The sequence below is a fragment of the Streptomyces sp. CA2R106 genome (genome assembly GCF_037034245.1).
Classification (GTDB): domain Bacteria; phylum Actinomycetota; class Actinomycetes; order Streptomycetales; family Streptomycetaceae; genus Actinacidiphila.
The window spans coordinates 137,372-155,868 of sequence record NZ_JBAGKC010000002.1 but is presented as its reverse complement, the minus strand read 5'-3'; the positions used below and the strand labels follow the sequence as shown (position 1 = coordinate 155,868).

Genomic DNA, 18,497 nt, shown 5'->3' with positions numbered 1-18,497 from the left:
GGAGGGGACCGGACAACGCCAGCGGCGGGGAGTGGATGGCAATGAGGAAGCAGGCCGGACGGGCGGCGGCGTACGGGCTGGTGCTCGCGGGTGCGGTGATGGCGACGGCGACGGCGTGCGGGGTGGACCTGCGGGACCATGAGTGCCAGAGCGACGAGTACGTGGTCGCCGCCGTGGGGCCGGGCGGCGGGGCGCAGTGCGTCGCGAAGGGGGAGGAGCCGCCGCCGGGGACGGTGCGGTATCCGAAGGGCCAGGAGCCGAAGCGGGTGGGCGACAAGTGGGACGTCTACTGGCAGGACCACGGGCTGGACGCGAACGGCAAGCTGATCAAGTAGGGCATCCGGGGCGGCCGCGCTGTCATAGGCGGGTGCTAGGGATGGGGTATGGACGCGGAGAGGGTATCGGCGGATGAGCTGGACGCGCTGCGTGCGGCGTTCGGGGTGGACTGCGGGAACGGGAACGGGAGCGGGGCCGACGGGAACGGGGACGCGGGCGGCGGCAGCAGTGCGCTCGGCTGGGCGGGCGTGCGGCGGTTCGAGGCGGAGCACGGGGTGCTGCTGCCGGAGCCGTACCGGACGTTCGTGGCCGAGGTGGCCGACGGCTCGGCGCTGGGGCCGCCGGAGTACGGGCTGGCGCCGCTCGGCGCCGACGCGGGGCAGAACGGCGGGCGCAAGCGGGAGTTGGCGCGGCCGTTCCCGCTGACCGAGGGGTGGGTGTGGGAGGACGACCCGAGACCGGCGGCGCAGATCGAGCCGCTGCTCGACCGGGTCTTCGGCGACGGCTCCGTCGTGCTGGGCACGGACGGCTGCGGCATGTACTGGCACCTGGTGGTGTCGGGGCCGCACCGGGGGCAGGTCTGGCTGATCACGGGCGAGGGCGCGGTGCCGTTCGGCGCGGAGTTCGGGCACACCGGAGGGGCCGCCGGGTTCGCGGGGTGGGTGCGGCACTGGGCGGCGGACCGGCCGTGGTTCGACGAGGACTGACCAGGGCCGGCGGGGGCCGGCGAGATCCGATCGGGCCTGACGAGGACCGGCGAGGCTGATGAGGGCCGATGAGGGCCCCGGGCGGGCCCTGACCCGGGCCGCGGTCAGAGCCGGGCGCATGCCTCAAGTGCCGTAAAAAAGGGCGGAAGGCGGGTTTATCGACAGATCGTCACGCGTGCGAGGGAAACGGTTCATGGTGGCGCATCGGGGGCGCGCGGGTGGGCACATCTGCTCATGGCGACGCCGAGCAACCCCGGCGGAGCGGTCGGCCGGCCGCTCTTCCGCACCTCAGAAAGTCTGTCCCCCTGGGAGGGAACACCATGGCAAGCATCCGTACCGTCCGTGTCCTGGCCGCCGTTGCGGCACTGCCCCTCGCGGGTGTGCTGTTCGCCGGCGTCGCCGCGGCCGACGACGGTTCCATTGCGGGTGGCCACTCGAACGCGACGGTGGTGAGCAACTCCGGTGGCAACGTGCTCGGGAACCTCGGCAACGTGACCACGACCCAGCAGGCTGCCACCGGGGCCGGTGCGTCGAACCAGAACAACACCGCCAGCGTGGCCGGTTCGGCCTTCACCTCCATCCACCAGAACACGGTGGCCGTCCACTTCTCTCCGCTGTGGTGAGCCGCGGGCCGGGCGCCGCGGGCGCGCCGGCCCGCTGAGAAGGGGCCTGGTCACACGGGATGCGCGGCGGTCCGCGAGAGCCGCCGCGCATCCCGGGCTCTGGGGAGGGCCCGGGGAGGCCCGGGGAGGGAACTGTGCGGAAGGCGGAGCGGCACCGTGCGGGACGGGCGTCGGGCGGTCAGAGGGGGATCGCCCGCTGAACGGCCCGCCGGAGCGCTCCGGGAGTGCCCGGCCCGGCAGAGGAGGGGAGGGCCCGGCACGTGAGGGGGGTGGCCGGGAGGAGCCGATCACGACACCCGGCGGATTGTCCACAGCCTGTGGACGGATGGCGCGCCGAGGCCGTAGGCCCGGTCGCCACCCGCCCCCGGAAGGACTCGGGAAAGGACCCGGGAAGGACTCGGGAAGGACCCGCCGCCACCCCGCGCGAACACCGTACGCGGCTTTCGGCCGTGCACGGCGTGTCTGCGCGGCCCGGCGGCGGGAGCATCGTTGACTCACTGAATGACCGAAACCAGTGGGTTTATCCGTTATTTCCTCGCCGGTGCGCTCGCGCTGACCGGGTTGCTGCTTCCGGCCGTACCCGCGGACGCGGCCTCCCCCGGCCTGGCCCCGTCCCACGCCGGCCGCACCTTCAGCGGGCAGGCGTTCGACACCTGCCAGGCTCCGGACCTGGCCACCATGAACGCGTGGATCGCCCACTCCGACTACCGCGCCGCGGGCATCTACTTCGGCGGCCGGGCCCGCGCCTGCACGTCGCAGACGCATCTGACCCCGGACTGGGTGCGGCAGACCACGAAGGCGGGGTGGAGCCTGCTGCCGATCTACGTCGGTTCGCAGAGCCCGTGCGTGGCGGGCTCCAACAAGAACCCGTTCCGGATCGACAGCGCCCAGCCCGCCACCCAGGGCGCGAGCGAGGCCGAGGACGCGGTGCGGCAGGCCGGCGTGTTCGGGCTGGACCCGGGCAGCGCGCTCTACCTCGACATGGAGGCGTACGACATCGGGAACACGTCGTGCGCGGCGGCGACCCTGGCGTACATCCGGGCCTGGGACCGGGGAGTGGCGGCGGCCGGTTACGTCACCGGCTTCTACAGCAGCGCCGACTCGGGCATCACGCACATGGAGAGGTCGCGGCTGGCGGGGGTGGCCGACCTGCCGCAGGTGCTCTGGTACGCCCGCTGGGGCGTGAGTCCGACGCTGACCGCCGAGCCGTCGCTCGCGCCGTCCGCCTGGACCCCGCACGCGCGTATCCACCAGTACCACGGCGCCGTCACCGAGTCGCACGGAGGGAAGACGCTCAGCATCGACCGCGACCTGGTGGACGCCCCGGTCGCCGTGGTCGGCTGAGCCCGGACGGGCCGGGAAGAGGGGCCGGTCAGGGTAGGGAAGAGCCTTGGGCGAGCCGGGAGGACCCGCGGGAGACGGCAGGACACCCGCGCGGAACCCGTCAGGCGACGCTCAGCTCCAGCTCGGGGTCGTCGCGGAGCTTGCCGAGGGCGCGGGAGACCGCGCTCTTCACGGTGCCGACGGACACCCCGAGCGCCTCCGCGGTCTGCACCTCGCTCATGTCCTCGTAGTAGCGCAGCACCACCATCGCGCGCTGCCGCGGCGGGAGCCGGGCTATCGCCCGCAGCAGCGCGTCGCGCTGGACCTGCTGCTCGACGAGGTCGGGCCCGGCGGCGGCCGGCTCCGGCAGCTCGTCGGTGCTGAACTCGTCCACCCGGCGCTTGCGCCACTGCGAGGTGCGGGTGTTGACCAGGGTGCGGCGCACGTAGCCGTCGAGCGCGCGGTGGTCGTCGATCCGGTCCCAGGCGAGGTAGGTCTTGGTCAGGGCCGTCTGCAGCAGGTCCTCCGCGTCGGCCGGGTTCGGGGTCAGGGAGCGGGCGGTGCGCAGCAGCGTGGGGCCCTTGCTGCGGACGTAGGCCGTGAACTGCGACGTGCTGGCGCTGGCCGGGCCGGCGCTCGCCGGGCCGGTGCTGGCCGTACTGGCGCCGGCCGGGCGGGCGCTGGTGCAGACTGGCGTGGTCATGGCTCCAAGGTAGGAGCCGCGACCCGGGCGGCGGATCGGCCGGAGGTGCCGACACGGGATCACCCTCAGGTCGTAGGAGGGGGGTTCTCCCCACCCCCCTCGGGTGGAGCCCCGGGCGGCCGTCCCGCAGGGGATCGGCACGGCGGAGTAGGGGGCGCCCGGTCCGGCCGGGGGTAGTGACATACCCCGCGGTATGGAAGCAGAATCGCGGGCAAACCCCTCGGAGCCGCCCGGAGGCCCGCGTGCTGAGCACCATGCAGGACGTTCCGCTGACCGTCACCCGCATCCTCGTGCACGGCACGCGGGTGCACGGCCGGTCCACGATCACCACCTGGACCGGGGCCGAGCCCCGGCGCCGGACCTTCCGGGAGACCGGCACCCGCGCGGTGCAGCTCGCGTGCGCGCTGCGCGACGAGTTCGGTGTGGAGCGCGGTGACCGGGTCGCGACCCTCATGTGGAACAACGGCGAGCACATGGAGGCGTACCTCGCGATCCCCGCGATGGGCGCGGTGCTGCACACCCTCAACCTGCGGCTGCCCGCCGACCAGCTGACCTGGATCGTCAACCACGCCGCCGACCGGGTCGTCCTCGTGGACGGCACCCTGCTGCCGCTGCTCGCCCCGCTGCTGCCGCGGATGGAGTCCGTCGAGCACCTGGTCGTCGTCGGGGACGGTGACCTGTCGCTCCTGGCGGGCGCCCGGCCCGCCGTGCACGCGTACGAGCAGCTGATCGCCGACCGCCCGACCGGCTACGACTGGCCGGAGCTGGACGAGCGGGAGGCCGCGGCCATGTGCTACACCTCCGGGACCACCGGCGACCCCAAGGGCGTGGTGTTCTCGCACCGCTCGGTCTACCTGCACTCCCTCCAGGTCGTCTCCGCCGAGTCGATGGGCCTGACCAACCGGGACACGTCACTGCCGGTCGTGCCCATGTTCCACGTGAACGCGTGGGGCGTCCCGCACGCCGCTTTCATGGCCGGGATCAACCTGCTGATGCCGGACCGCTTCCTCCAGCCGGCCCCGCTCGCCGAGATGATCGAGCGCGAGCGGCCCACGCACGCGGCCGCCGTGCCGACGATCTGGCAGGGGCTGCTCGGCGAGCTGACCGAACGGCCCCGCGACGTCAGCTCGCTCAGGCAGGTCACCATCGGCGGCTCGGCCTGCCCGCCGGCGCTGATGAAGGCGTTCGACGAGCAGCTGGGGGTGCGCCTGGTGCACGCGTGGGGCATGACCGAGACCTCCCCGCTCGGCACCATCGCCCACCCGCCGGCCGGTGCGACCGGTGAGGAGGAGTGGGGGTACCGCGTCACGCAGGGCCGCTTCCCCGCCTCCGTCGAGGCCCGGCTGATCGGCCCGGACGGCTCGGAGATGCCCTGGGACGGCCGGTCCGCCGGCGAGCTGGAGGTGCGCGGGCCGTGGATCGCCGCCGCGTACTACGGGGGCGCCGGCGCCGAACCGCTGCGGCCGGAGGACAAGTTCAGCCCGGACGGCTGGCTGCGCACCGGCGACGTCGGGGTGATCTCCGAGGACGGCTACCTCACCCTCACCGACCGCGCGAAGGACGTCATCAAGTCCGGCGGCGAGTGGATCTCCTCGGTCGACCTGGAGAACCACCTCATGGCGCACCCCGACGTCGCCGAGGCGGCCGTGGTCGCGGTACCCGACGAGCGCTGGGGCGAACGCCCGCTCGCCACCGTCGTCCTGCGCGAGGGCGCCACCGCCGGCTACCCCGAGCTGCGCGCCTTCCTCGCCGAGCGGGTCGCCCACTGGCAGGTGCCCGAACGGTGGGCGGTCGTGCCGGCGGTGCCGAAGACCAGCGTCGGCAAGTTCGACAAGAAGGTCATCCGCAAGTCCTACGCGGAAGGCGAGCTGGACGTCACCCGCCTCTGACCGGAAGCTTCTGACTGGAAGTTTCTGACCGGAGGCTTCTGACCCGAGCCCCTGGCCCGCGGTTCCGCCGGGGCCGCGGGGCCCGCGGTCAGGTGCCGATCTTGCCGAGCAGGTCCACGATGCGGGACTGGACGTCGGCGCTGGTGGAGCGTTCGGCGAGGAAGAGGACGGTCTCGCCGGAGGCCAGCCGGGGCAGCTCCTCCGGGTCGATGTCCGCGGAGGTGTAGACGACCAGCGGGGTGCTGTCGAGCCGGGCGTGGCCGCGGAGCCAGTCCACGATGCCCTGGCGGCGGCGCCGGATCAGCATCAGGTCCATCACCACCAGGTTGGGGTGGATCTGGGCGGCCTTGGTCATCGCGTCGGCCTCGGAGTCCGCGTGCGTGACCTGCATGCCGCGCCGCTCCAGGGTCGCCGCGAACGCCATCGCGATCGGCTCGTGCCCCTCCACCAGCAGGACCCGCGGCGGGTGCTGCTCGCTGTCGCGCGGCGCGAGCGCCTTCAGCAGCACCGCCGGGTCGGCGCCGTACGCGGCCTCGCGGGTCGCCTGGCCCAGCCCCGCGGTGACCAGGACCGGCACCTCGGCGGCCGCCGCGGCCTGCCGCAGCGCCTGGAGCGCGGTCCGGGTGATCGGCCCGGTCAGCGGGTCCACGAACAGGGCCGCGGGCGGCTCGGCGACCTGCGCGTCCACCTCCTCGCGGGACCGTACGATCACCGGGCGGTAGCCGCGGTCGGTGAGCGCCTGCCGGGTCGAGACGTCGGGCTCGGGCCACACCAGCAGGCGGCGCGGCTCGTCCAGCGGCTCGTCGTGGCGGTCGTCGGCCTCGCCCGCGGCCACGTCGGTGACGTCCACCGCGCCGTTCGGCCCGTCCAGCGGCTCCGGGCCCTCGGCCGCGCCCGCCGCGGGCGCCCCGATCGCGTACGACCGGCCCGGCTGCTGCTCCTCCAGCGGCGGTACGGGCCGCAGCAGCGCGGTGTCCCCGCCGGCCAGGCCGCGGCCGCGGGGGTCGCCGGGCCGGCGGACCGGGAGCTGGCCGCTGTCGGGGTCGGCCTGCGGGTGCTGGCGGGCCTGGTGCTCGCCGCCCGGGCCGGACTGCTGCTCCGGGCCGGGCGGCTGCGGCGCCTGCGGGTTCTGCGGGTTGGCGGGCTGCGGCGGGGCGAGCCGGCGGCGGCGCCCGGAGCCGCCCGCGGCGACCTGCGCGGGCAGCCCCTGCGGGTGCTGTGCCTGGACGGCCTGGGTGGGCGTCTGCTCGTTCGGGTCGCCGCCGGTGCCGAAGGGCACGCCCTGGCCGAGGGTGCGGACGCTTATGGCCCGGCCGTGGGTCTGGTGGGACGGGTCCTGCTGTCCTCCGTTGCGGGGGGCGGGCACGTCGTCGTGGGAGCCGCGCGGGTCCTGGAGGGCGCGCGGGGTGCCTTGGCCGCCGGCCTGCGGCCAGGAGGTGGGCGCGGGCGGGTTCGCCGGGCGGGCGGGGTCGGGCCAGGTGCCGGCCGGGGGCTGCTGCGCGGGTCCGCCCGGCTCCGGGGCGGCCGCGGCGCGTGGGTCGGCGCCGGGTGCGCCGGGGGCCGGCTGCGGCCAGCTCTGCGCGGGCGGGTCGGGCTGGTAGGGCATGCCGGGGACGGGGGGCTGCGGGGCGGGCCGCGCGGGCGGCGGCGCCTGCGGGGGCTGGGGCGCCTGGGGTGCCGGCGGCACCGCTTCGAGGGCGCGGCGGCCCCTGCGGCCGGTGCCGGGGGCGGGCTGACCGCCTTGCGGGTGCGGGGAGTTCGCCGGGTCCTGCGGGGCGCCCGAGTGCCGGGCGCCGTCGGTGCCGGTGGCGCCGCTGCTGTCGGTGCCGGCGGCGGGCAGGGCGTTGGGGATGCGCGGTGCCGGGAGGCTGCGCAGCTCGCCGCCGTCGGCCGGGGGCTGCTCCTCCTCCACGGCGGGGCGGCCGCGGCGGGCCCGGCGGCCGGTCGGCCGGGTGCCGTCCTCGGCGGTGCCGTTGCCGGGGGCGCCCGGTCCGCCCGGGCCCTGCGGCTGCGGCTGCGGCTGGGGCTGGGGCTGCGAAGCGTGCGGGACTTGCGGGGCTTGGGGGAGCTGGGGCACCCCGGACCCCCCCTGCGGGCCGGACTGCGGACCGGACGGGGCCGGCGGCAGCGCGTGCGGCCCGCCCTGCGCCTGCGGGTGCTCCGGGCGGCCGATCGGCCGCCGCAGCGCCCGGCGGCGCCCGGTCGGCGCCTCGACCTGGCCGGACGGCTGCGCCGCGCCCTGCTCCACGCCGTGCTCCACGCCCTGTCCCGCGGCCTGTCCCCGGCCCGCGTCCTGGCTTCCGCCCGGCGGCAGCGCCCACGGCGCCACCACGGTGCCCGTGTCCTCGCCCGGCCGCTGCTGCTCCGCCGCGCCGCCGGGCGCCGCGTGCGAACGGCGCGCGGCGCGCCCGCCGTTGGAGGGACCGGACGGACCGGACGCCGTACCCGGGGCTGTACCGCGCGCAGCGGCTGCCTGCGTGTCACCGTTCCCGCCGGAGTGCGCACCGGCGCCCTTGCCGCGGCCGGCCGCCGTACCGCCCTTCGTACCGTCGCCGGGCGCCGGGCCGTCCGCTCCCTCGGCCGCCTCCCGTGCCTCCCGGGCGGCCCGCGCCGCCTCCGGGTCGAGCCCGAGCGGCACCTCGAGGACGTACGCGCTGCCCTGGCCGGGCACTTCGTGCGTCTGGAGGACCCCGCCGTGGCGCTCCACGATGCCGCGGGCCAGCGGCAGGTGCACCGGGTCGCCGCCCGCGCTCGGCCCGCGTACGTCGATGCGTACGACGTCGCCGCGCTGGGCCACCGCGACCACGATGGTGGAGTCCCCGGCGTACGCCACGGTGTTGCCCGCGGAGTCCACGCCCGCCACGTCGGCGACGAGGTGGGCCAGCGCCTGGGCCATCCGCGCGGCGTCCACCGACACCTCGATCGGCGCCGCGTGCACCGCGAACTGGGCCCGGCCCGGCCCGATCAGCTCGACCGCGCCGTCGACCGCCGCGGTCACCACCTCGTCCATGCCGACGGCCGCGCGGTGCAGCTTGTCCTCGCCGCGGTCCAGCCGCTGGAAGTCCAGGACGTTGTCGATCAGGGTGGTGATCCGGGCGTAGCCGGCGGAGAGGTGGTGCAGCGTCTGGTTGGCCTCCGGCCACAACTGCCCGGCCGGGTCGGCGGCGAGGCCGGTCAGCTCGGCGCGCAGCTCGGCGAGCGGTGCGCGCAGCGAGGTGTCCAGCAGCGCCCGCAGCTGCCGGGTGCGGGCGGCCAGCGCGTCGTACGGGGTGCGGTCGGTGAACGTCATGACGGCGCCCACGAGTTGGTCGCCGTCGCGGACCGGCGCGGTGGTCAGGTCCACCGGCACCGCGCGGCCGTCCTTGCGCCACAGCACCTGGCCGCGGACCCGGTGCTTGCGGCCGGAGCGGAGCGTGTCGGCGAGCGGGGTCTCCTCGTAGGGCAGCGGCGAGCCGTCGGCGCGGGAGTGGTGCACCAGCGGGTGCAGCTCCTTGCCGCCGAGGTCGGTCGCCCGGTGGCCGAGGATCTGCGCGGCCGACGGGTTGACCAGCACCACCTTGCCCTCGGTGTCCACGCCGACCACGCCCTCGGCCGCGGCCCGCAGGATCATCTCGGTCTGCCGCTGCTGGCGGGCGAGTTCGGCCTCGGTGTCCACGGTGCCGGACAGGTCGCGGACCACCAGCATCAGCAACTCGTCGCCGGTGTAGTGCGGCATGCCGTTGCCGAAGTCGGCGTACGGGGTGCGGCTGTCGTCCAGGTTGGCGCTCGTCACCTGGGCCGGGAACGGTGAGCCGTCGGTGCGGTGCGCCTGCATCCGGGTCGGCTTCGTCCGGGTGTCGTCGGCGGCCGCCTCCTGCGGGCTGCGCATGGACCCGGGGATGCGCTTCGGGTCGAACGACGGGAGCAGGTCCAGCAGTCCGCGGCCGACCAGGGCGGTGCCGGGCGCCTCGAACGTCTCCAGCGCTATCGCGTTGGCGTTGACCACGGTGCCGTTGGCGTTGACCAGCAGGAGCGCGTCCGGAAGTGCGTCCAGGATCGATGCGAGGCGAGCAGCGCCTCTGGATGGCCTGCTGCTCACGAGACGCGTCCTCCCTGTTACCGCATGTGCTGTTACGCGTGGCGCAGTACCCGGCGTGGCGCGCAGGGTCGGGCGCGGCGCCCGGACGAACTCATCTGAGCCGTACGGGGCCGTCGGCTGACGTCACGGGTGGCCCATCTTGCCGCCGCCCACCGGGCCATGTCACTAGACCGAGTGTACGGGTCGGGGTTGCTCCTGTGGGGTGGGACGGTCATGTGCCGTTACGGGGTGGGGGGTTGGCGGGGGCACGGTGAAGGTGTGGTGTGCGTCACGAAAACGGGGGTGCCGGGGCGCGGGGGCGCGAGCGGGTCCGGCCCCGCGCCGCTCAGCCGCGTACGGGGGCGGCGCCGTGGCGTGCCGCGTCGGCCACCGGGTTGGGCAGCGCGGGGACCATGCGGTTCCAGCGGCCGACCTCGCAGCCGTTGGTCCTGCGGTAGGCCTCACGGACCGGGCGGCCCTGCCAGATGCCGGTCACGCGGGCGGTCTGGGGGCCGCCGTAGATCATCGAGCACATCTCGCCGGCGCGGACCGCGGTGACGGGGCCGCCGATGTCGGCGAGGTGGGAGCAGGCGCCGCCGGTTCCGCTGCCGTCGGTGGCCGTGCCGTCGTCGCCGCCGGTCCCGCTGTCCTGGGCGGCGCCCGGCGTCTGCGCGGCCTCGTCGCAGCGGAGCCGGTACGTGCGGCGGTGGCCCGCGCCGTCGTCGTACGCCACGGTCAGCCGGGTCGGCTCCGGGGTGGTGCGGATGACCGGGGACGAGTGGTGCGGGCCGTCCGGCGCGGGCGTTGCCGGGCCGGCGCCGTACGCGGCGCCCGCGAGGGCCGTGGCGAGGGCGGCGGCCGCGGTCAGCGCGGTGGCGGCCGAGCGGGCGAGGCGGGTGGCGCGGGCGGCTCGGGTGGGGGTCCGGCGGGTGGTGTGGGCCAGGGGGGCGGGCGGCGAAGAGTGCATGCCCGCGTTCCTACCGCCGGGCCGCCCTTCCCCCCGGTCAACCACTCCTTCGTGGGCGCGTCAGGGGCCCGCCGACCCGGCCAACCCCTTTGCCCTGCCCTTCCGCGTCCTTGTACCGTAGTCTCGGATTGGTCGTAGCCCTCCCGGCTGTGCCATCATTTCCCCACGCGCCCGCTCACGCGGGAACGTGATCAGGAGGCGTCGCCTAGTCCGGTCTATGGCGCCGCACTGCTAATGCGGTTTGGGTCTTACCGCCCATCGAGGGTTCAAATCCCTCCGCCTCCGCCACCTCGCAGGAGCCCCGCCGTCCCCACGGCCGGGGCTCCTTCTTTTTCCCCGGGCCCCCGCTGCCGGCCCCGGCCCCGTTTCCGCAGCTCAGCGGCCCTCCCCCTTATCGATTTCACCTCCCGCGCCCCCTCATGTAATGTTGTTCCCGCAACGCCGACCGGCCGCAAAAACCGGGAAGCCCCGCACTCGTAGCTCAACGGATAGAGCATCTGACTACGGATCAGAAGGTTGCAGGTTCGAATCCTGCCGAGTGCACAGCAGGCCAGAGGCCCTGTGGAGTGATCCACAGGGCCTCTGGCTTTTGCGTTGACGGCAGTGTTTGACGGCAACCGCCTCACAGGGCGGGCGTGGGGTCGATCAGACCGCTACCGGGACACCGGCCGTGCCGTCGTCGTCCGGTTCGTTGCCGTCACTCCGCAGCGCATCGCCAACCCGGTCGAACGCGGAGCGCTGGGAGTCGAGCCGCACGAACGTGTAGATGTCCATGGTCACGCGTATCGAGCTGTGACCGAGGACTTCCATGATCATGCGGGCGTCGGCGCCCTGTTCGTGGAGCAGAGACGCGCACGTGTGGCGCAGGTCATGGAAGCGGACTTTCCGGACTCCGGCACGCGCGCACAACGTCTCGAAGGACCGGTTCAGGTTGCGCGGTTCGATGGGGGTGCCGTTCTTCGTGGTGAACACCAGGCCCTGCCCCGTGCCCTTCCAGTTGTCCCCCGCGGCCTTGCGGTCGGCTGTCTGCTGCGCGCGCTGGGCGCGGAGCGCGGTCACACATTCAGCCGGCAGCGCCACGCGACGGGCCGACCGCTGGGTCTTCGGGGCGACGATCAGCAGTTCCCCGCCGACGCGCTGTAGGGCCTGCCGAACGGTGAGTACACCGTCATGAAGGTCCACGTCCGACCAGCGCAGCCCCAGTAGCTCACCGCGCCGCAGGCCGATACGGACTGCCAGTTCGTAGGCGGCCCACAGCCGGTTGTCACGAGCTGCGCCCAGGAGCTGACGCCCCTCCTGGACCGTCAGTGGTTCGATCTCGCGCCTCGTCCCCATGCCCAGCTCTACGTTCCGGGCCACGTTGCGGGGCAACTCGTCTTCGCGCACGGCGTGCTGGAGAGCAGCCCGCAGGATCACCAGCAAGAAGCGCACGGTCCGATCGGACGGGAGCTTCTTGCAGCACCGACCGAGGGCGCAGCAACGCCGCTTGTGCTCCGGCCGCTTCTTGTCCTTGCCCTGCGCGCAGCACTGGCACGTTGCCGCCGTCTTCGCAAGGAAGGCCCGGATGTCGCGCGCGGTGAGCCGGGAGAGCTTCTTCCTGCCGAACTCGGGCGTGACGTAGTTGCGGACAAGCGACTCGTAGTTGACGTAGGTCGTCCGGCGGACCTTGCCCTTGGCGACGTTCGCGAGCCAGTACGTCAGGTACTCGCTGACGCTCATCTTGTTGGTGGAGACCGGGAGGCCGTCCAGAGAGTTGGCCTTGAGCTTGGTCAACTTCTCGTGGGCGTCGTCCCAGGTCTTGCCGTAGACACTGCGCCGCTTGTACGTGCCGTCTGTCGTGAGGACATATGCGCTCCCCTCCCAACGTCCGTCCTTGCGCTGGTAGATGGTGCCCTCGTTGTTGGCGTTCTTCTTCGGCTTGGACATCAGGCAGCTTCCTGTTCGGTCCGGAGGGATATGTAGTCGTCCACGGCTGCTTCGCTGATGCGGCGGCAGCGGCCGATCTTGAAGGAGGCCAGTTCGCGGGAGCGGATCAGGTCGTGTACCTTCCAGCGGCTGACACCGAGGCGACCGGCGACCTGGTCCACCGTGAGCACGGCCGTTGTCATGCGGGCACCGGTCCTTCCCGGCGGATGCCTTCTCGGTGGGCCAGAACGTGGCGGACCTGGGCGGCGAGGAGTTCTTCGCCGGGGCTGTAGCCCAGGCCGAGGTACTGCCAGGAGGACTCGCTGACGAGGGTGGTGGTCTGCTCGCGTTCTCGTGGCGGCAGTTCCGCGAGGATGCGTGCGTGTGCGGCGGCGGTGCGCCACGTGCGGCGGACGTTGCGAAGCGCGCCGAGGGTGGTGGAGTAGCGGCGGGACTTGGTGGAGAAGTGGCCCCGGAACCCGAGCATGTGGGCCCACTTGCGGAGGTTGAGGTGGGCGAGTGCGGGTGAGCCGCCGAGGTCCCATGCGGTGCGGATGATCTGGCGGATGTGCTGCTGGACGACGAGGTGACGTACGGGGAAGCCTTCTCCGGTGCCGTCGCATGCGACGCAGTCGGCGCGGCCGGTGGGCGTGGTGCGGAAGCCGCGCCCTTTGCAGTGGGGGCAGGTGACGGTTCGGTCTACGGTGCCGGTGTCTTCGGCGCCTTTGGTGACGTACTTGGCTACGTAAGCGGCGACCTTGTGGCCGGTGAGCTTGTCCGAGTCGGTGCTCATGGGCCGGATGCGGATCTGTTCGCCGAAGCGGAAGACGCGCCGTCCCACGGTCTCGTCATCCTCCAGGGCGACGGTGACGGCCTTGACCGCCGGTGCGATGGCATCGGTGAGGACATCGGCGGTGGCGTTGGCCGGCGGGGACTCGGTGCCGCCTTCGGGACCGTCGAGACGGATGACGGCGTGGTAGTGGATCAAGCCGCGCTTCTGGTACTCGGCGACCTTGGCGAAGGAGATTCGCAGCACCTTGTTCAGCGCGGCGACGTTCTTCAGTTTGAGTTCGGCGGCGATCTGGCGGCGCAGATAGGTGGTGAAGCGGGCCCACAGGGCGGAGGCGTGGGCGTTCCACAGCACCGCGCCCGCGTAGTCGTAGGTGCGGGGATCGACAGGTGTACCCAGCTCCGGATCTTCGGCCGCATGGCGGTGCCCACACTTGCAGGTGAGACGGGTTCCCCGGCTGTTCTTGTCACGGTTGTGGACCGGGCCGAAGGAGGGGGCGGTGAGAGTGAGGAAGATCCGGGGGTGCTTGGCAACGTCCTCGGGGGTGCCTTTGCCGCCGGTCAGACCGGCCTTGATCAGGTGGTAGGTGTCGGCGGCGTAGACGCGCGAGCAGGCCGGGCAGCGGGAAGCGCGGCGGTTGCCGCAGGAGACGAGGAGTCGGCCAGTGGGGTGGTTGAGGGTGGAGAAGACGTGGAGGGCTTCTCCGGTGTCAGCGTTGAGGGTGGCGGAGTAGCCGGTGAGCTGGACGGGGCTGGTGCAGCCTTGAAGGCGTTCGATTTGCTGCTGTACCTGGGGGAAGCCGGGGTCGGCGGCCAGCGCTAGCAGGTCACGAAGGCCCGGGGTCAGGGCGGGGGCGGTCATCGCGGCGGGTCCTTCCAGGGCGGTTGAGGGCGTGCGGGGAGGGGGTCCCGGCCAGGGGGTGGTGCGGGCAGGGGTGTCCCCATCCGGGACTTCTCAGGGGGTGCGGCGGGGCGATTCAGCCGTCGAGCTGAGCGGCGAGCGTGACGGCCAGGTGGGGGGCGATGCGCAGGCGCGCGGCCAGCTCGGGGGCAGTGATGGGGCGGTCGTGTTCGCTGCGGTGCGCCTCGGCGATCCGGCGTCCGGTTTCCAGCAGCGCGGCCGGGAGAGGACGGGCGGCCGGGGAAGCCGTCGGTGTTCTCGCAGGCCCGGCGGGGAGCGTGACCGACTGGGTTACGGCGGCTCTTGCGGGTTCGGCGGCCGCGGTCACCGTGCTGGTTGCCGGTGCTTGCTCGGAGTGGGTGGTGTGGAAGTGGCCGAGGAGGAGGGGGCCGACTTTGCCCCAGCCGAGCAGGAGCAGGGGGGCGACGGTGTCGAGGGCGGCACGTCCGTAGTGGTGCACGGTGAGGGGTTCGGCGATGTTCAGGGCGAGGGTGAGCAGGCCGCACAGGTGCATCAGCCGTGTGGCCGGGCGCAGTTCGCGGGCGGGGACTCCTTGGAGGGTGAGGTGGCGCAGGGCGACCAGGAGGCCGACGACGGACAGGTCCACCATGGGGGCGATCAGGGGGGCGATGGGGTGGGCGATGCCCAGGCGGAGTGCGAGGGCCCAGACGTTCCCGAAGGAGAAGGTGAAGGCGAGGGTGGCGATGACCGCCATCACGGTGGTGACGGTGGCTTGCGTCAGGGTGTCGGAGTGGGCGGCCATCGCGGGTGTTCTCCCTTCTTCTTCTGGGTGGGTTGCTGTTGGGTTATCGGGCACGGTTGCGCGGGCGGGTGGGGCCACCGGGCCGCTTGGTCAGTCGGGGCGAGGGGATGGGGTGGTGGTCGAGGAGCTGGGCGGGGTCGGCGGTGAGGTGTGCGGTGGTTTCGGCGATGTGCGCGACGTGGTCGGGGTGGACGAGGGGTGTGCGCACTCGGGTGAAGCCGGGGCGTCCCGCGACCGACATGGAGGCCACGCCGACGTAGAGGGGGTCTTGCAGGGCGACCGGGTCGGCGTCGGGCCAGTTCCGGATGTCCTCCCCGAGGGCGGCGACAGCGGCGTCGGCGGTCTTCTGAGCGAAGGACATCCCGACCGGGCACACGTCCCGGATGAACGTGGGGATAGCGTCCCCGGTCGCCTTCTGCGTGGCCAGGATGACCACGACTCCGACACTGCGGCCTTTCTTCACCAGGTCTTCCACGAGCCGGGCGTTCTCCGCAGCCAGCGCGGCGAGCTTCTTCGTCTTCGGGTCGGTGCCCTTGTAGTCACGGAAGTAGGTGTGTGCCTCGTCGATGACGAGTACGACCAGCGGCCACGCCGTGGTGGGGCCGCCGTGCCACATGTTGGGCCGCCCGAGTAGCCGGCGGATGCTGGTGGAGCGGCGCCGCCGCAGGTCAACCAGCCGCTTGAACAGTGCGTTGGCCTCTTCCAGGTCATCCCCGACGAACGCGAAGCAGCGTTGGACGATGTCGGCGTAGTCGCCCTCGTCCGCAGAGGTGACCTTGCCGTCCGCGACCGCGAACTGCACCGCCCCGGAGGGCGCCAGCGCACAGAACAGACGGGCGACCAGCGACGTCTTGCCGTAGCCGGGCAGCCCGGCCACCGTCATGCCGGGGATGTTGGACATGCGCAACGCCACCGGTTCGGCGTACTCGTCCACCCCGAGATCCCACACGCTCACGTCGGGCGGCTGCTTGCCGTCGGGGCGGAAGGTGGTGGGCACGGTGATGGGGTCGGTGCGCACCGCCCGCATGCGGACCTTGCCGGGCCCGTTGGGCAGGACCGATATGCGGACCGCTCCCCATGCGTCGGCGAGGTAGGGGGCGGCTTTCGTGTACTCGGCCAAGCCCACCTGGGGCAGGCAGGTGGCGTCCACGATGACGCCGAACTGATCGGGTTTCGTGGTGAGTTTGGGCGTGAGCACGCGGGGCTTGGGCGTCTGCCCCTCCTTGGTCTGCAAGGAGGCGAGGAAGGTGGGGGTCTTGTCGGTGACGGACAGGCCCGCCATGGGGGCCAGGCGCCGCCACCTGCGGCGGATGCGGTGCGCCTGCCGGATACTGGCCCGCGTGGAGGTGTCGGCCCGCAGGTAGCGCACGACCACGAACACCCACCAGGCGAGCAGTCCGACCGCGCAGGCCACCGCCAGCAACAGCCAGTCCCGTTCGATGCTTTCGGGGTTCACGATGATCCCTCCCGGTTGTCGTGGAACAGGAACCCGGCCAAGGCCGTTTCGAAGTTCGCCCAGTCGTAGGGGTTGTCCAACGGCGGGTAGCCGTGAGCGACCAGCAAGGCCGCCATGGACTTCACGAGCTGTTCGCTGAACCGCTCATCGGGGCCCGTGACCGTGAGCGGATACGCCCGAGGCGGGCCGAAGGTGAACCGCTGGTGCTCGCCGGTCACTTCTGCGCCTCCGAACCCTTGGGCCGGGCCTGTCCGGCCGAGGCCAGGGCGGGGGCGGTGAGGAGTTCGATGCGCTCGGCCCGGTAGGACAGGCCGGTGTTGATCTGCCCGTTGAACCCCGGGGTGCCCCACGGGGAGCAGACCAGGCCCACCGGCCGCACCTGCGTTCCCGGCACCGCACCCTCCGGAACCTGAGACTGCGGAACGGTGATCTTGATGACCTGGGCGCGCCCGTCGGACACCTCGGTCAGCGAGATCACCGCCATGGCCTCAGCCGTAACGGAGTTGAACACCTGCACCGCAGGGCTCTTCCCGTCGTCGCTCTGCCGCATCTTCGGCGCCGCCGGAAGCGCCACCAGGAACAGCGAGCCGTCCACCTGCACACGTGCCATTGCGTTTGCCATGTCATGCCTTTCTCGTGTCCCGGCCACAGCGACCGAGGAGCGTCCAACTGTTGTACCTAGCTCGGGCTAGCAGTGTCAAGTGAGGCTAGCTCGGTCGCCGTGGGTGGTGATGGGGTTGCCTGTACTAGCCCTGCTAGGGCGCGCTAACGTGGATGGCATGACTGTCTCCGCCAACGACCCGCGCGCGCCGTATCTCCAGGTTGCCGAGGTCCTGCGTGAGGAGATCAAGGCCGGCAAGTACGCCGGAGAGCGTCTGCCGTCCTACCGCGAGCTGGAAGAACGCTTCGGAGTGGCGAATATGACCGCCCGCAGCGCGCTCCGCGTCCTTCGCGAGGAGAACGTCATCTACACCGTGCCCGGGCGCGGCAGCTTCGTCACCGAGCCCCTGCGGAGGCAGCCGGGCGACCGGCCCGCCGTGTACGACTCGCCAGGTGTCCAGGAATTCCTGCATGAACAGGCGAGGCTGTGGAAGGAAGCTGAACGCCACGAGCTGGAGGAGCCGGAAACTCAGGCCGTCGAGACAGAGGCAAGCCTCACCGACGTACTGATCACGATCCGTGATGAAATGCGCGCGATGAACGCCGAACTGCGGGAACTCAAAGCCCAAGTGGCCGAACTCACCGAATCCCGCGCCCCCCACACCGCGAAGCGCCCCCCGTCCAAGCAGACTCAGGCCATGCGTGAGAAGCTTCGCAACGCGCGTGACCGCTCTGCGCAGGACTGACCGCTTCCAGATCCGCGCGCAACTCCGCCATCCCTGACCTGAGCGACTTCGCCAGGACCAGTATCTCGCCCAGAATCTCCCGGTCCTGCTGCCTCATCGCCCCGCCCTTTCATCCTGTCCGTACAGCCCCTGCATGTTCCGTCGCCCCGATTCTCCGAATGCGACCGCCGAGCGGCCCCGGCAGCACCCCCAAGTCTCCGGAGCATCCCCGGTTACGGGAATCCGGGATCTCGTGCTATGCGGCAGCCCTACGCGACAACCCGCCCCGCCCTGCCCGCTACCGCCGTGCGTCACCAGAGCCGGACCGGCCACCGAAGCCACCTCCCCCTTCTCGTCCATCCATGCCACCCACTGCCGCAGGCTGCTCCGGCGACGTCTACAAGCATCCACAGAAAACGCGTTTTGCCTGACGGTATTTTCCGTGCTATCCACCCCCGGGCGCGGCTCGATCTCCCTTCTCCCGCCACACTCGCGGCCCACCGGTGACCGGACTGTAGACCCGAATCCCGGACGCACCAAGCGCCGACGTTTCGCGCACCACCGAAATCCAGCGCTCGGTGAGACAAAGTGATTGCCTCTGAAGCCCTCTGATTGCCTCCGGCGTACCCTCATGCCGGAATCCATGTGGCACAACTCACACACTGCACCGGTCATGTTTGCTCCGTTTCGCCACCGCGCCGACACCTCCTGACGTACAGCCATCCTCGTTGCCCTCAAGCAAGGAACCGCCCCAATCTGGCTCCGGGCCCCGAGGGTTGAGACACCGATCGCTTCCGTGCTCCGCCCGGCGGG

16 protein-coding genes and 2 tRNA genes are annotated in these 18,497 nt (G+C 72.5%); 8 read left to right on the top strand and 10 right to left on the bottom strand.

Translation table 11 applies throughout. From position 1 onward, the window contains the following. Positions 1 to 41: 41 nt before the first annotated feature. The 4 genes from WA788_RS03810 to WA788_RS03795 all read left to right on the top strand — a co-directional run bounded on the left by WA788_RS03810 (position 42) and on the right by WA788_RS03795 (position 2,950). The gene (locus tag WA788_RS03810; RefSeq protein ID WP_335971575.1) at positions 42 to 335 is read left to right on the top strand and encodes an SCO0607 family lipoprotein; all 294 of its coding nucleotides are present in this window, start codon (positions 42 to 44) and stop codon (positions 333 to 335) included. 48 nt (positions 336 to 383) lie between these two features. Beyond that, entirely contained in the window at positions 384 to 983 is a 600-nt protein-coding gene (locus WA788_RS03805; protein ID WP_335971573.1) for an SMI1/KNR4 family protein, read from the top strand. 320 nt (positions 984 to 1,303) lie between these two features. After that, positions 1,304 to 1,606: a hypothetical protein gene (locus WA788_RS03800; protein ID WP_335971571.1), complete on the top strand. Its 303-nt coding sequence runs from the start codon at positions 1,304 to 1,306 to the stop codon at positions 1,604 to 1,606. Between the two features lie 501 nt (positions 1,607 to 2,107). Continuing rightward, complete coding sequence (locus WA788_RS03795) at positions 2,108 to 2,950, top strand: glycoside hydrolase domain-containing protein (RefSeq protein ID WP_335971570.1); 843 nt, start codon at positions 2,108 to 2,110, stop codon at positions 2,948 to 2,950. 100 nt (positions 2,951 to 3,050) lie between these two features. Here WA788_RS03795 and WA788_RS03790 read toward each other — a convergent pair whose 3' ends face one another. Continuing rightward, the gene (locus tag WA788_RS03790; RefSeq protein WP_335971568.1) at positions 3,051 to 3,632 is read right to left on the bottom strand and encodes a SigE family RNA polymerase sigma factor; all 582 of its coding nucleotides are present in this window, start codon (positions 3,630 to 3,632) and stop codon (positions 3,051 to 3,053) included. Positions 3,633 to 3,874: 242 nt separating this feature from the next. Between WA788_RS03790 and WA788_RS03785 the strand changes: the two genes are divergently transcribed. Further along, entirely contained in the window at positions 3,875 to 5,521 is a 1,647-nt protein-coding gene (locus WA788_RS03785) for a long-chain fatty acid--CoA ligase (protein WP_335971565.1), read from the top strand. 88 nt (positions 5,522 to 5,609) lie between these two features. Here the strand turns inward: WA788_RS03785 and WA788_RS03780 are convergent, their stop codons facing one another. Then, positions 5,610 to 9,599 (bottom strand): hybrid sensor histidine kinase/response regulator, encoded by a 3,990-nt coding sequence (locus WA788_RS03780; RefSeq protein ID WP_335971563.1) that lies wholly within the window; start codon positions 9,597 to 9,599, stop codon positions 5,610 to 5,612. Positions 9,600 to 9,924: 325 nt separating this feature from the next. Next, positions 9,925 to 10,545, bottom strand: a complete 621-nt coding sequence (locus WA788_RS03775) for an SSI family serine proteinase inhibitor (RefSeq protein WP_335971560.1) — start codon at positions 10,543 to 10,545, stop codon at positions 9,925 to 9,927. Positions 10,546 to 10,739: 194 nt separating this feature from the next. Between WA788_RS03775 and WA788_RS03770 the strand changes: the two genes are divergently transcribed. Further along, positions 10,740 to 10,833, top strand: a tRNA-Ser gene (locus WA788_RS03770). Between the two features lie 182 nt (positions 10,834 to 11,015). Continuing rightward, positions 11,016 to 11,088 (top strand) — tRNA-Arg (locus tag WA788_RS03765). A gap of 102 nt (positions 11,089 to 11,190) precedes the next feature. Here WA788_RS03765 and WA788_RS03760 read toward each other — a convergent pair. The 7 genes from WA788_RS03760 to WA788_RS03730 form a co-directional block, all read right to left on the bottom strand. Further along, positions 11,191 to 12,471: a site-specific integrase gene (locus WA788_RS03760; RefSeq protein WP_335971558.1), complete on the bottom strand. Its 1,281-nt coding sequence runs from the start codon at positions 12,469 to 12,471 to the stop codon at positions 11,191 to 11,193. Then, positions 12,471 to 12,653 carry a helix-turn-helix domain-containing protein gene (locus WA788_RS03755; RefSeq protein WP_335971556.1) on the bottom strand — a complete coding sequence of 61 codons (183 nt, stop codon included), beginning with the start codon at positions 12,651 to 12,653 and terminating at the stop codon, positions 12,471 to 12,473. Before WA788_RS03755 ends, WA788_RS03760 begins: the two co-directional genes overlap by 1 nt. After that, positions 12,650 to 14,101 carry a replication initiator gene (locus tag WA788_RS03750; protein ID WP_335971553.1) on the bottom strand — a complete coding sequence of 484 codons (1,452 nt, stop codon included), beginning with the start codon at positions 14,099 to 14,101 and terminating at the stop codon, positions 12,650 to 12,652. Before WA788_RS03750 ends, WA788_RS03755 begins: the two co-directional genes overlap by 4 nt. Positions 14,102 to 14,216: 115 nt before the next feature. Continuing rightward, the gene (locus WA788_RS03745) at positions 14,217 to 14,903 is read right to left on the bottom strand and encodes a DUF2637 domain-containing protein (protein ID WP_335971551.1); all 687 of its coding nucleotides are present in this window, start codon (positions 14,901 to 14,903) and stop codon (positions 14,217 to 14,219) included. A 43-nt stretch (positions 14,904 to 14,946) separates the two neighbouring features. Then, the gene (locus WA788_RS03740; RefSeq protein ID WP_335971549.1) at positions 14,947 to 16,359 is read right to left on the bottom strand and encodes a cell division protein FtsK; all 1,413 of its coding nucleotides are present in this window, start codon (positions 16,357 to 16,359) and stop codon (positions 14,947 to 14,949) included. Next, complete coding sequence (locus WA788_RS03735; protein WP_335971547.1) at positions 16,356 to 16,577, bottom strand: hypothetical protein; 222 nt, start codon at positions 16,575 to 16,577, stop codon at positions 16,356 to 16,358. Before WA788_RS03735 ends, WA788_RS03740 begins: the two co-directional genes overlap by 4 nt. Next, a complete protein-coding gene (locus tag WA788_RS03730) occupies positions 16,574 to 16,969 on the bottom strand; it encodes a hypothetical protein (protein ID WP_335971545.1) in 396 nt (131 codons plus the stop codon). Before WA788_RS03730 ends, WA788_RS03735 begins: the two co-directional genes overlap by 4 nt. A 169-nt stretch (positions 16,970 to 17,138) precedes the next feature. Between WA788_RS03730 and WA788_RS03725 the strand changes: the two genes are divergently transcribed. After that, positions 17,139 to 17,705 (top strand): GntR family transcriptional regulator, encoded by a 567-nt coding sequence (locus tag WA788_RS03725; protein WP_335971542.1) that lies wholly within the window; start codon positions 17,139 to 17,141, stop codon positions 17,703 to 17,705. Positions 17,706 to 18,497: the final 792 nt, after the last annotated feature.